Origin of the sequence: Candidatus Methanoperedens sp., from assembly GCA_027460525.1 — an archaeon.
Lineage (GTDB): Archaea > Halobacteriota > Methanosarcinia > Methanosarcinales > Methanoperedenaceae > Methanoperedens.
The window spans coordinates 1-13852 of record JAPZAS010000031.1; the positions used below are offsets into that span (position 1 = coordinate 1).

10 protein-coding genes are annotated in these 13852 nt (G+C 46.3%); 1 reads left to right on the forward strand and 9 read right to left on the reverse strand.

Features of this window, described 5'->3' with window-relative positions:
* Positions 1-113: 113 nt before the first annotated feature.
* The 3 genes from O8C68_10615 to O8C68_10625 form a co-directional block, all read right to left on the reverse strand.
* Entirely contained in the window at positions 114-3650 is a 3537-nt protein-coding gene (locus tag O8C68_10615) for a hypothetical protein (GenBank protein ID MCZ7396246.1), read from the reverse strand.
* 531 nt (positions 3651-4181) lie between these two features.
* On the reverse strand, positions 4182-4589 hold the full coding sequence (locus tag O8C68_10620; GenBank protein ID MCZ7396247.1) for a PIN domain-containing protein: 408 nt from the start codon (positions 4587-4589) through the stop codon (positions 4182-4184).
* A gap of 19 nt (positions 4590-4608) precedes the next feature.
* Complete coding sequence (locus O8C68_10625; protein ID MCZ7396248.1) at positions 4609-4890, reverse strand: AbrB/MazE/SpoVT family DNA-binding domain-containing protein; 282 nt, start codon at positions 4888-4890, stop codon at positions 4609-4611.
* A gap of 373 nt (positions 4891-5263) precedes the next feature.
* On the opposite strand from O8C68_10625, the gene O8C68_10630 reads away from it, so the two are divergent.
* On the forward strand, positions 5264-6196 hold the full coding sequence (locus tag O8C68_10630; GenBank protein ID MCZ7396249.1) for an rRNA biogenesis protein: 933 nt from the start codon (positions 5264-5266) through the stop codon (positions 6194-6196).
* Here O8C68_10630 and O8C68_10635 read toward each other — a convergent pair.
* The 6 genes from O8C68_10635 to O8C68_10660 all read right to left on the reverse strand — a co-directional run bounded on the left by O8C68_10635 (position 6177) and on the right by O8C68_10660 (position 13848).
* Complete coding sequence (locus O8C68_10635) at positions 6177-6926, reverse strand: AAA family ATPase (GenBank protein MCZ7396250.1); 750 nt, start codon at positions 6924-6926, stop codon at positions 6177-6179. The genes O8C68_10630 and O8C68_10635 overlap by 20 nt on opposite strands.
* A gap of 149 nt (positions 6927-7075) precedes the next feature.
* Entirely contained in the window at positions 7076-8482 is a 1407-nt protein-coding gene (gene cdhC, locus O8C68_10640; GenBank protein ID MCZ7396251.1) for a CO dehydrogenase/CO-methylating acetyl-CoA synthase complex subunit beta, read from the reverse strand.
* 5 nt (positions 8483-8487) lie between these two features.
* Positions 8488-9117: a CO dehydrogenase/acetyl-CoA synthase complex subunit epsilon gene (gene cdhB / locus O8C68_10645; GenBank protein MCZ7396252.1), complete on the reverse strand. Its 630-nt coding sequence runs from the start codon at positions 9115-9117 to the stop codon at positions 8488-8490.
* The gene (gene cdhA / locus O8C68_10650) at positions 9114-11486 is read right to left on the reverse strand and encodes a CO dehydrogenase/acetyl-CoA synthase complex subunit alpha (GenBank protein MCZ7396253.1); all 2373 of its coding nucleotides are present in this window, start codon (positions 11484-11486) and stop codon (positions 9114-9116) included. The genes cdhB and cdhA overlap by 4 nt, the downstream gene beginning before the upstream one ends.
* A 235-nt stretch (positions 11487-11721) precedes the next feature.
* A complete protein-coding gene (locus tag O8C68_10655) occupies positions 11722-12975 on the reverse strand; it encodes a patatin-like phospholipase family protein (GenBank protein ID MCZ7396254.1) in 1254 nt (417 codons plus the stop codon).
* A gap of 21 nt (positions 12976-12996) precedes the next feature.
* Positions 12997-13848, reverse strand: coding sequence for a beta-ketoacyl-ACP reductase (locus O8C68_10660; GenBank protein MCZ7396255.1), 852 nt, complete (start codon positions 13846-13848; stop codon positions 12997-12999).
* Between the last annotated feature and the right edge of the window lie 4 nt (positions 13849-13852).

The window sequence follows — 13852 nt, forward strand, 5'->3', positions numbered from 1 at the left end:
TATAGTGATAGGTGCGTTTATTTTAAGAAAAAGACTTTAATTGACGGAATTAAAAATAAAAAAAGAGGTGGTGTTTATTTTCATAAACACCTCTCTCATTGCATTGTGTTCTTTTACTTTGTGGATATTGCCACCGACTGGGATCCGATTACGTTGCCGCTGCCATCGATCAACGTCAGCACAATCCTGTGGAGTGTTGGATCGAAGGTTATCGGCTGTGTTGGTGTCAGGAACACTCCAAAGCTCGGCTGAGCGCCAGCGTTAATGGTCAATCCGGTTGCCGGACCGATGATGGCTCCGGTTGATGGATTGGTCTGGTTCACCTGGTTTGCCAGTCCTGGCATCGAACCCGGTACAGTCACGACAAGACTTACACCGGTTGCAGTGACACCGACGTTCGATGTAGCTACTGCAAAGAATGTTGGTGTGTTGACCGCTGTGCTTACATTCAGGCTTGTGGATATCATGATGACATCCGCCAGGGCTGCACTTGGTGTTGTTGCTGCCATTGTCAGCGTGTTCACTCCGCTTATCGGGGCTTTTGCTGCATTGGTGCCTGACACGTTGAAGGTCAGCGACGAACCACTACTGATCGCCGATGTTGCTGTGATGGTCAGCACAAAGTTTGCCACTCCGTTGTTTCCAGCTATGTTCACCGGTGTGTTTGCTGGACCTGTGAATGCTGTTCCGTTCCATGGCGTATAGCTTACAGTTACTGGCAAGCTGGAATCCTGTGTGATGCTCACGTTGGTGGCTGTTGCTGTTCCGCCGTTAATCACTGACATGAATATCGTCACAGGTGTGCCTATCACTGCATTCCTGCTGGTCGGCGTTATGGACGATACCAGTATCACTGGCGGTGTTGGTGTCGGTGTCGGTGTTGGTGTCGGGGTTGGCGCTACTACACCGAAGGTCACGGTCGTGCTTCCCTGCAATGTTGCATTGAAGAAGGCTGTTATGGTTACAGCGCCTGTCGTTGCCTGAGTATAGGTTGTGCTTGCGAGACCATTTGTAATGGTTGCTGTGGCAAACTGAGCACCATTTGCAAGGAACGCCATAGTTCCGGTATCCAGTGATCCCGAGGTAACTCCACTTGCATCTTTGACAGTGGCATTAATGGTTACCGTCTGGTTCACCTGTGGTGAAGTATTGTTTGCTGTTACTACAATACTTGCCGCCGGTCCTGCAAAGGTAACAGTGGTACTGTTGCTCAATCCAAGTGTTGTATTGGATGCTGCAACTGTATAAACTCCTGCAACTGACTGGGTGACGTTGAATACTGCGATGCCGCTTGCATTTGTGGCATTCACAGATACACTCTGAATTACACCGGTTGCATTCGTCACAACAAAGCTGATATTTGTATTGCTTATACCCAGTGCATTACCTGAAGCATCAGTAAGCTGTGCGCTTGCCATAACAGGACTATTAACATTCTGTACAGTCTTGTTGACTGTCAGGCTTATTCCCGCCGCTCCGCTTGTGGTAATTGTGATTGTATCATTACCCAAAGAGGAGTTAAGGAGTAAGATTGCTGTTCCTGCAGTGCTGCTGTTGACAGTATAAGTGAAGCTTGCATTGCCACCAGTTACAGTTACAGTCAAATTGTTGTTCACAGTCGCTGTGCCGTTTGTCATGTTGCCCAGACTTGGGTTGTTTGTTGTGATGTTTATGGTTCCACTGGCTGTGGTGTTGGCGTTGCCCGAGCTGTCAGTTGAGTTTATGGTAAATACCTGCGGAGTTCCGGGCAAGTTTGTCAAGCCTTTATTCCTGGTTGGTAGTATTATAAACTTGGCTGCCGCACTTGGTGTTACACTAAAGTTCTGCAACGAGCCAACCTGTTTTGTTACACTGTTCTCATCCGCAATTGTTACGTTCACGCTTATGGTTGTGGATGCATTGGTGCTTGTTATATTTGCAGTTGCATTGCCACCAGTTACAGTGGTCGCAGTGTATAACTTAAGGCCGTTGTTTGCGAATGTGGCATCACCTGTTGTGATGTTGAAGGTCACAGATTGCCCTAAGATTCCTACACCCGTGCCGTTGTAATCCTTGATTGTGGCTGTTATTGTGGAGTTCTTTCCAGTCGATATAACTCCACTTGTGCTGTTAACAACCACAGAGTTTCCAAAGCTCGGCGCCTGCAGCAGGGTAATTGTCTGGGTGCTTCCAGTCTGACCGGTTCCGCCTGCCGGGTTAACTGTTACTGTACCGCTAATAGTACCTGAGCCGGATATGCCCGTCGACTTGACCACGAAGGTGGCTATGCCGCTTGTATTTGTACTATTGGGTGTTGCAATGTCGGTGCTGTTGAATAATGTAGGTGTCAGAGAACCAAGCTGTATTGTAACCCCGGCTGCTTGAACATTATTGCCGCTTGAATCCTTTAACTGGACGGTAAGAAGCACTGAATCGTTTCCATTGTTTGCGTGCATGGATGTCGTGTTAGTGCTTATGCCAAGGCTATTTATGGCTCCAAAGAACGTGACCGTCTTGCTTGTTCCTGTAATGCTGCCGTTGCTTGTAACCTGTAGGGTAACCGCTCCTGCTCCAACCGATGCTGCTGTTATGGTGAAATTGTCGTTATATGTAGCAGTGTAGTTATACGGGAATCCTGAAGTGCCGCTTATGTTGGCTGCATTTGCACTTGTTATGGTTAACGGGTTCGTGCTTGTAATACTGGCATTACCTGAGGTAATGCTTGCCGTTAGCAGAAAATTTGGGGTAAGTTGGTCTGCTGTAACGTTGTTTCCGAAAGCATCCACTATTGCAACGGTCTGGTTAAGGGTTGTAACCCCTGTTACACTGTTCGGACCAATGATTGCAAGATTCGTTGGCGGACCTGCTATGAAGACCACATTAGTGTTGCTTGCCGTGGCGTTGCCAGATGTTACCGTAATATTTCTCTGGCCTGCCAGTTTGCTTGTGACGTTAACTAATGCCCAGCCTGTAACGTTTGTAGCACTTACTGCAACAGCATCCGTACTGGTATTCCCGACAGATGTACCTGCAAAGGTGAGACCACCGACAACGTTACCAAATGCATCTGAGGCGTTTAATACCAGATTGAATATATCGCTGTTGTTTGCTACTTTAAACAGAGAAAGGTTTACCAATCCAGCATTTGCAACCGTTGAAACAGTGCTGGTAAAGGTTATGGTAGCATTTCCACTTCCACCGGTTGTTGTAGCATTCGTCGCAATTGTTATGGTATTTGTTGGAGTGGTGGTGTTTAGTACTTGGGGCGCGGTTATACCTGATAAATTGATGTAAATGGCTGTTCCACTTTGAGTGACATTCGTTGTATTTTCTTGGCTTAAGCTAACATTCACCCATGCTGCACTTGTACCAGAACCACCGAATGTCTTATTCCAAGAGTTGACCATGCCAAAATTCGTTAGGTTACTCGTATTTGTAACCCCAGTTACTGTAAAATTCGGTAATGTGATATTGTAAAAATCTGTGAAATTTGCACTATCCACTATAGTCATGTTTAATGACACATTGGTGTTACCTATCCCGTTTGCAGGCGTCGTGCCATTTAAGGTAACCGTCAATGTCGCGCTCGCCGGCGCCGCCGCAATCCCTAAAAGCAGCAGTGCCAGAAGCACAGTTGTTATATTTTTAATACTATTCGATTTTTTAGTCATAATTATTTCTTTTCTCCTTCTCTAAGAGCCTCCTTCTAATTATTTTGAGTGAAAACAACCGCAGCCCTTTTAGAAGCCGCATCAGCCGAATCATCCGGAGAATCTTCAGCAACTCGGTCGCGCCACCCGTCATACGATACTACAGTATCTATACATTCGTGCATATATTAAAGTATTTTGGTAATCGGATACTCCGATTAACTAATATGCCTCGGTATAGAAATTATACCTTAAACTGTTTCCTCCTACCCATCATTTTCTGATGAGTATTTGCATGTTCTTATGCCTTCGCTATATTAAATCTTTTGTGGTCAAAATACGGAGGCATAGGTACAATTGACGAATCGGAGTTCACTTATAGTCGAATTAAGAAAAGACCTTTGCCGAATGTAATGATTTATGCCGCATATAGAAAATCGTCCAAACACCATAGTGTTTTTAGAGCGGTTCAATCATCTTGATGTGATATTTTCATATAACGTCTCCATGAAATTCCAGTGAAATCGAATAAAAAAAGCAAAAATCTTTTTTTCACTCAGCCATTTTTAAAGCCGTCTTCAGGTCAATTGGTTTGATCAGATTTTTAACAGGTTCAAAATGACGAATGTCATACGTAAGAATATGCTTGACGTTTTCAACTATGCCGGTTGCAGCAATCAATGAGTCAATAGTAGGGACGGCATATTTCAAGCGCAGATCGCCGGCACGCATTGCTATTCTCTGGGTGACGTTTATAAAAACTAACTTCGTATAAGTTAAGTCATTTATTTTGTGCCTGTTATCTATACCAAGCGTCTTAATCAATTCTGTAAGTGTCACCACTGAAACTATCCCGATAATCTTTTGATCCTTCACCGCCTGAGCAAGCTCAAGATAAGAACCGCCCTCATCTGTGAGAAGTGAGGCTATATGCATTGTATCGATTAGAATCTTATTCATCTAATCACCTGCTTTGCAATCATCTCTTCTTAACCTTAATCGCCTTTTCTATTAGCCTCTCCCTCTCTTCATCATCTTTCCGCATCTCTTCTATTTGCTTTCTTACAAGTTCCATATCAAGATCTTTTACCGATCCAACCAGTGTTGTAAGGTCAACTGTTTTCGGTGTCATTTTGATATTTCTATTGTCAACCTCAAGCAGAAGTTTATCACCTTTTTTAAGTCTAAACTTTTTCCTGATTCTGGCAGGTATGATAACCTGTCCCTTCGCGCTCATGGTTATTGTTTCAATGTCTTCCATGTCTTACACCACCTACAAGTAAGACTCCAAGAAATATATATTTTATCATAATCTGAACGGGTTATTCAAATTGGACAGGCACAGCCGTTGACAGTACAGGATGAGTGGCTGCTGAGGTAAGTATCGCCGTTTATCCGCGTAAACCTTTGAAAAAGGTTTATCAACGACGGGTATGGCGCGCCATACGGGACACGCCCTCCCGAAGCGTGACTGGGGAGGGGTATGCGAAGCTACCCAACACTGCGCAAGCCGAAGTTTCGGCTTATCTGGGATTTCTTCTATTTTTCGATGTCCATCAGGCGGCGCCTCCATTGGGTCTGGGCTTGCCCCGGCGCGGTAAAAGGTTTAGTACTATCAGGTAAAAATTAGGGGTATGCAAGTTAAAACATGGTTTGGCAGCTTCACACTGGATGAAGGCAGGATAACCAATGTTGAATTATTCCAGAAAGACATTGATTCTCTCACACAACGAATAATTGAAGAACCAATGTTGTTAAGGGGTGAGGTTGCAGGTGAGGACATCAGCGACCTGGCAGTGAAGTTTGGTTTTGTCCGGTCAGGCGAGGAGTACGACCGCATGCTTCATGAGCTCAATATTGCGCTTGCAAAAAAACGGATAGCACAGGCTGTGACACCTGACAGGCGGATTATAGCTGCTATTGAGGCTATTGACGACATCGATGAGACAGGCAACATCCTTGCCGACAGGCTAAAAGAATGGTACATCCTCAATTTCGATGAGACTCACTTAAAAGGTGAAGACCTTGCGCATCATATAATCGGGATGGAAGTCACGGAAAAAACCCTGGAGAAAGATTTAAAGCTCATGCAGAGTTTCGCCGCATCGCTTCTTGGGTTATACAGCGCAAGGCTTTCAATCGAAGAATACCTGAAGGAAAAAATGCCCGTTATCGCCCCGAACCTCACAAACATCGCCGGGCACGCCCTCGGAGCGCGGCTTTTAAGCATCGCTGGAAGCCTTGAAAGGCTGGCTTCAATGCCTTCAAGCACGGTTCAGGTAATCGGGGCGAACAATGCGCTCTTCAAGCACCTGAAAGGCAAGGCCCCCTCGCCAAAGCACGGCATAATTTTCAGGCACCCGCTTATCAATACTGCACCGAGATGGCAGCGGGGAAAGATTGCAAGAGCGCTATCCTCGAAAATATCGCTTGCAGCCCGGTACGATCATTATTCAGGAGAGTTAAAAAAAAACCTGGTTCCTGAACTGACAGCGAAAGTAGAGGATATTAAGAAACGCTATCCCAAACAGGGCAGGAAATCAAATCCTACAACCCCATCCTCTTAGCAATCTCCCCGACTCCCCTCACCGCCTCTGAATCCCCGGGCAGCAGAGACAGCGGTCTTCCTTCAAGATCGAATTTTGCAAGAGTCTCATCAAAAGGCACAACTCCAACGATGTCCATCCTCAGCTCCCTTGCGTATTCCTCTATCCTTGCACGGTTCTCCGGCGTTACCTTGTTTGCTATCACATGCATTTTTTTGATGTTAAGATTCAGCGACTTCGCAAGCTCGCGTATCCGCTCCGCTGTCTGCAAACCCCTGCGCGAGCCATCAGTAACAACCAAGAGTTCATCCACGTCGCGGATTATCCTTCGGGAAAGATGCTCAAGCCCGGCTGCAGTATCTATTATTGTTAAATCGTAGTTTTTAAGTATCCTGTCCATTATCCCGCGCAGCAGGTTATTCGCAAAACAATAGCATCCTGAGCCTTCAGGACGCCCCATCACGAGCAGGTCGTACCGTGGCGTCTCGGTCAGAACCTCGTACACCTTTGACTCAAGCAACCTTTCCTTGTTGGTGTCGGGAGGCATCCTGTCGCGTTCCTGCAGCATGAACTCCCGCATGTCCCCTATCGTCTTATCCACTTTCACGCCAAGAACATCGGGCAGGTTGGAATCCGGGTCAGCGTCGATGGCAAGGAGCGTTTTATTGCCTGAGGACAGGCATTTTATCAGCATCCCGGCTACTGCAGTCTTGCCAGTTCCGCCCTTGCCTGTGATTGCGATTACTCTCATAGCGTTCCAATACTTTGCGGTCTCTGCGCCTCTGCGGTGTTTGTTTAATTAACCGCAAAGACGCAAAGGGCGCAAAGAAAAACAACGAACTCAAAACGAACTCAGAGTTCGTACCAATTCGTTGTTAAAATTTTTAAATTAACTCCATCTCATTTTTCCTTGCTTTTCAATACGACACGGTCAATGGTGATCCTGGCGTTCTTGAAAACAAGTTTCACGCCCTCTCCGCCGCCAAACTGCATGGGTATCATGGGCATTCCAGCAGGCATTGTCATACCAGAAGGCACAGACCACGCAGGCGCCACTTCAGCCGCCTCCGGCGCCGCTGCCTCCACAGCCTCTTCCTTTGCCCAGCGCTGGGTTATAGGATGCTGCTTTTTCTCAAGATATTCCCGGAGGGTCTTTAAGTCCGCTGCATCTTCTTCAGTGGGGACTTTATCAATAAGTTCCGCAGGTATATCAGCTTTTATTTTCTCTTTCAGATTCTTGGGCATCCACACTACGCGGTTCCATCCTCCGTCTGCCTGGATGAACTTGGGTGAGCGGAAATAATTTACGCCAACGCCCAGGAATCCTATTATCTGCTTTCCCCCGCCTGTCTGTCCTGCCATGGTCGAGAATGCAAGCCCGTTTGGCGCAGTGCCTGTAAAATCGCGGTCAACCCATGCAATACCATCCACTTCAGGTATGTAAAACCCTACCACTTCAAAGCACCCGCAGCTTGTGTGAGGATACTCGAAGAAGGAATGCAGCTTGATGCGTGAGAATTCACCTCCGGACAGGGAAGCAGCCTTCTCATTGACACCTGAGTATTCCCCGCCTGTTTTATCCACGATTTCGCCTTTGGGAATGGCGAACTGAGGTCCCTCGGGGTCAACCTTGGCAGCAGCCCGCCCGTCAAACCAGTTTATTGCGCCGCATAAGGATATCCTGTCCGGCGTCACGACGCATACATTTGTTGGGGCAAAGCTCTGGCACAGGGTACAGCCGTAAAAAACATCCACGTCCTCGTCGTGGAGACCTTTTGTTCTCGCGTCCCTGGCTTCATAGACCTTGAGTGCTTCGGCTCTTTGTTTCTCGACTTCTTCAGGGTCAGTAATGTATGTAGCTTCTATCTTCTCGATAAAAGGCAGCTCGTTCTTAAAGAGCATCATTGTGGCTTTGGCTATCTGCTCGAATGACTTGAGCCCTTTTTTCATCGCATCCTTGCCTATCCGCACCCATATATCGTAGCGCTGGTTGAGGTGCATGTAGCCCTGGATGTAATTCTGGAAATCATGGTTTCGCCGCTCCACTATCGCTTCAAGGTCAGGCTCGACCAGTTTGCCTGCAATCCTGTATATCATCGCATACGGATGCCTCGAACCTTCCTGCATCCCTGAAAGGTCAGGTCCTATGAGCGTGAACCTGCCGTCCTCGATCTCATCTATACTTGCTGCCCTCACAAGTTCAAAACCTCGCGACTTGGGGCCTGCAAGCTCAACAAACATATCATCTTTTCGTACACGTTCGCCCTCGAACATTGGGGAGATTTCAAAGGGAAATTCGTTTGCCATAATTTTCATCCTGTTTTCTTATTTCGAAGCTCTGCTATAACCTCATCGAGTGCAGCAGTGAACACATCCTTCTTGAGATTGCCAAAGGACATATCCGCATTCGGGTGATAGTATTTATCCATGGATATTATTCTTATTTTTGAGAAATTCTTAAGAGCCGATATTGCCTGCGATGCATAGTAATATGTCACCCCGAAAAACGCAACAAGGTCGTAATTGCCTTTTCCATCAAGCCCCTGCCATTCAGGGTCGCACAGGTATGATGCAAGCGCATGCATATTCGCATAATGCACGTCAAGCCCTTTATTCCCCAGTGAGACGTAGGCATTTCCCACTGCTGCAATCTGGAGCCCTTCTTTACCCATGGCAATAGCTCTTGAAAGCACCTCTTCGTCGTGAACCTGCGAACCCACTATCAGCAAAGGGCGCCTGGCTTTTGCAAGCATCTTCCCGGAAACCGAGGGCATCACAGCCCTTGCCATTTTCGGTCCCGGGATGTTCCCTGTATCAAAAGGCACAGCCTGGCGGGTTGTATCTATTGTTTTTTCAGCCTGCTGTACAGGAGGAGTATCTGTTTTTGCTGGATGTTTTTCAACAGGCGTTTCAGCATGTTTTGCTGCTGGCTTTTTATTCATTTCTTAGCCTCCTTGCACAGTCGGGGGACATTGGTGGGCTGGAATGAAACATCCACTTTCCGAAGCGGTCCCTCGGTTATCTTTTTCTTTTCCCAGTCAATCTTCCATCCCTTTTCTTCAAGCAGCTTCAGGAGCTGCTCCCGCTTTGCCACAGGAAGGTCAGCTTCATTTCGCACATAGACATGCCAGTCGTCTGGCATCTTTTTCAGGTATTTCTCGGAAAGTTCGATATAATGCGTGAGTTTAATGGCTCTTCCAAGGCTGTTATCGCTGGGTCTGAAGCACAGCTTCGCCAGGAGAGGCATGAGTTCATCCTTGGTCTCTGCCGTTATCATGAGGTGCTCGGGCGCAGGTTCGACATTGATTACAGAGCCGTCCCTTGCGTCCATAATATTCCAAGTCTCTTTCCTGTAAGGTTTGCCTATGAAGGCGCGCCTGTACTTGGTGCCGTGCGGTCCTGTGACAACAGGAATGCCAAGCCTGTTGCAGCCCGTGGCGATGGCAAAAGCCTTCTGCGAATATGCGCCCCATGCTATCCCGACCGCTCCGATCCTGTTCAGAACATAATCTGCTATCTCTTCCCAGTTGCCTTTCGTTTTTCTTCCTGCGAATATGGATGCCACTTTTATTGTGGTTGCGGCTATGTGGGCATTGGATACGCATGAACCCGTGTTCAGGAGATTGCCTTTGATGAACCGCCCGGGGTAGCGCTCATACAGCGTTTTACCTTCCTTATCCTTGTACATTCCGATATCCATCGCAGCGCAACCCGATGAAATGATAATATAACTGCGCTGTATCATCTCTTCCACAACATCATACACGTCCTTGGTGCCATCGGGGTAATTGCCGCAGCCCACGAAAGCAAGCACGCCAGGCGTTGTGCCGAGCACAAGGTTTCTTCCCTCCTCGCGTATCTCGGGGTCGCCAATCTGTCCTCTTCCAATCCTGACCTTGCCTTTTTCTTCTCTTATCACGCGCTGTGAGGCTTTCTCGATGACGTTCAGCACAGGGATGTCCACGGGACAGCTATAATCGCATCTTCCGCAGCCCACGCATTTGTCATGGAGTATCTCAAATGGCGCAAGGTCGCCGTTTACTGCCGCCGCCATAGCATCTGAAATCGGAAGGCTTTCCGGACAGTCGCGCGTGCACTGGAGGCATTTCGTGCATTTTGCAACGAGTTTCTTGAATTCCTCATCATTCGGGAGCGCAGTAATCCCCTTGGCTTTCCTTATCGGTCCCATCTTCATGGCAAGTTTCGGGACAAGTTCCCCGATTTTTTCAAAATCAAGAAGCAGTACACCTGCCTGTTTTCCGCTCACCAGGTCATCTATGATGTCATCCACGCTGTCATTCGACCTGTCCGGTAATCCGTATGTGATTTTTTCGTTGGTGGCAATTACAGGAATATGAAGTTTTTGTGCTTCCTTCAGTATATCGGCTCTAACGCACTGCTCATCGGTAACCAGTACATCGGGTATTCCTGAGCGGATATATTTTAGTTCCTTGCTCATTGAACCTATGATTTTTGACGCTTTATTATAACGGGTCATGTCATGGGCAGTGCAGCACAGCCCGGCTATCTCTATCTTATCAAAAAGACCGTTGCCGTCCATGTAATCCAGGATGTATGCCGGCGCGGCAATGTTGTGCCCCACGCATATCACCACAGGTTTCTTGGGGTCAAGGATTCCCATCCCTATTTCAGCCATTGGTGTTTTTTCATCTGATTTGGGTAGCCCCATACACGATATCTGGATTATATCCGCAACCTCCATTCCCAGAAGGTCAAGCATTCCCGCATGGAGCGCCTTGGACTCAAAATCACGCGAAGCGCCCTCCTGTCCTGTATTGGCTGCAGCGATGAGCTGGGTCAACTGCTCTTCAACATAATCAAGCACAGGGAGGAAATCCCCTATTGTTTGCGGCTGGATGCCCATGATAGTCTCGGTAAGCGGGGCTTTGAGGTTGCTCGGACCCACGTCTATGGGATGGTCCTCGCCATATTTTTTAATCAGGTACTTAAGAAGATGACGTCCGTGTGCTGTATGGCAGGCTGCTCCCATTATGCTTGTCACCAGCGCCTCCCGTGCAGAGTGGGCTTCAAGGTCAATGCCGCATGCCCCTTCCTTGTTGCCCGTGAGATCGCATTTACCGTATGTGCAGTAATCGCACATATCGCTCGTGGGCGTGTATACAGGATTGTACCTGTCGAGGATGCGGTAATCCCAGTTCCGAAGGCTGATGATCTCAGGTCTTGGTGTAGGTCCTTCCACTTCAGCCTGTCCTGGCTCAACTACCTTGCCTATGTTTATCTGGACATTCTCCAGTCCTTCTATTACAAAACTTCCTTTTTTAACTATCATTTATTATCTCCGATAAAATTGTGAGTTTGCGGGATTTTCCTGGCCTGACTGCTTCTCATAATATTATAATTTACCGATGCAATCTGATTGCTCTGACAATGGGTTAAAACCCTGATTCACATCAATGTACTTAAATGTTTTTGTATCTATCATTATAATACATTATATTTTCATAGAGCATAGCACAGAGAGATAGCAATTCTGACATACTCCTGCAGCATTAACGTCAGCATGATCATTGAACCACAAGGTTGCGTAATCGTTCCATATGGCGCTTGGCTGGCTGCCTCACAAATTCCTCGGCCTGTGTTTCGCCATAGCTCTTCATTTCTTCTATGAATTCCGGACTGCGGTCAAGCTTTGTTTCGAGATCCAGTTCGCGAAGCATCTTAATAAATCTCACCTGAATAGGTTTATAATTGGTTTTGGTTTCTTCAAAATATCCTTTTTTTATCCATTCATTGACTTTTTCTATAAAGAATAATTCCTGATATAATGAAAGATTTCCGGCAAGCTCATTTCGCCTATGGCCGATAGCTTCTATTGACTCTGGCAATTTTTTATTTGTTCTTGGATTAATCTGTATTACCCATATCTCGTCAGGTTTTTCATCAATTCCAGAAATAAAATCTCTTACGGGAGGATTCTGGGAAAACAAGCCGTCCCAATACTCACTTTTTTTGACTATGTTCAGCTCTTCATTTTCCATCTTCACGATAAACTCATACGTTTTATTTTTATTGATTTTTAAATATACAAAGGTTTTTTTATCGTTAAGTTCCAACAAAAGAGATTTTGTTCCTTTATAAACTCTTATGATATTGCCATTATCGGTTTTTTCAATTTTTGCATTTTCAGTCCATTCAATATTGAAATCTTGTTTTAGAAATTCCATGAGCTTTTCATTATCAGCGCCTGGAATTTTATTCCAGCAAAATAGATATTTATCTACTGGCACAGCCCGTAAGAAAGTTGGTATTGCCGCTGAAGCTAAAATTACATCAGAAGTAATCCTGCTATTCTTGAAAACATTGAAATCACCAGAAAGAGCATCAACCGCCCCAACAAGCAATTCAGGTTGAGGATTAGTAAATGTCTTGATTTTTTCAAATTCTACATGCTTTTCTAGAAGGGATCTCAGATACTCCTGTGCAAACGGAGGATACAGATATGGGCTAACCTGAGGTATTGCATAACCTTCATTTTGCATGCGAGATGCCCCAACGAACCAATCGTTCAAGAGCAAATCTCCAAATGTATTCGCAGAAATATCTTTCCAGAAAGAATCCAGCAATTTGGCTGCTTTATCATTACCACCTGTTAATAAACCATACCAGGTCAACAGAGCACAGATAGCACCACCTGATGTCCCGCTAAGAGCTACAATGTCGTACATTTTCTTATTTTCTTTTAGAATTCTTTTCAGCGCGCCAGCGGTAAAAGCCGTATGGCTTCCGCCACCCTGGCATGCTATGGCAATTTTTTTCATATTAGTCAAACCCCCTGATTTTCAGATGTAAAGTCCCCCGTTTATATCAATGACCTGTCCAGTTATGTAATCCCCGTCTTCTGAGACCAGATATGCCACCGCTCCTGCCACCTCGGATGGCTTCCCGAGTCTTCCGAGGGGTATCTGGGCAAGGATTTTCTCTATTATTTCTTTGGGAACAGATTTTAGCATGTCAGTTCCTATAAACCCCGGCGCTATTGCATTAACAGTTATACCCTTGCCTGCAAATTCCTTTGCCAGCGTTTGCGTAAGAGCTATCATTCCTGCCTTTGAGGCTGCATAGTTCGCCTGCCCGCGGTTCCCCATCCTCCCGATGACCGAGGATATGTTCACGATCCTGCCATACTTCCTCTCCAGCATTCCCTCTATGACCGCCTTGGTACAGTAGAAAGTGCCGTCCAGGTTCACAGATAGGACTTCTGACCACATCTGGGGAGTCATTTTTACAAACGATTTATCCCTTACTATTCCCGCATTATTAACCAGTATGTCTATTTTGCCGAACTGCTTGACAACCTCCTCCCGCATCCTTTTCACCTGTTCAAAGTCATTGACGTTTGCCTGGCATATGATAGAATGCTTGCCCATAGAATCTATTAACTCTGATACTTCCTTTGCGTGCTCCTTTGTCTCCATCTGGTCTATCATCAGGGATAACCTCTCAAATTCGTCCATCATGCCTTGCTGGTCTATTAGTTTTGATACCCTCTCAGCTTTCTCTTTGGTACTCTGATAATTAATGGCAACATCTGCTCCTTCTTCCGCCAGGCGCAAAGCAATCGCCTGACCTATCCCCCTTGAGCCTCCCGTAACTAAAGCGACTTTACCTTCCAGTCCTGCTTTCTTTCCCATATTA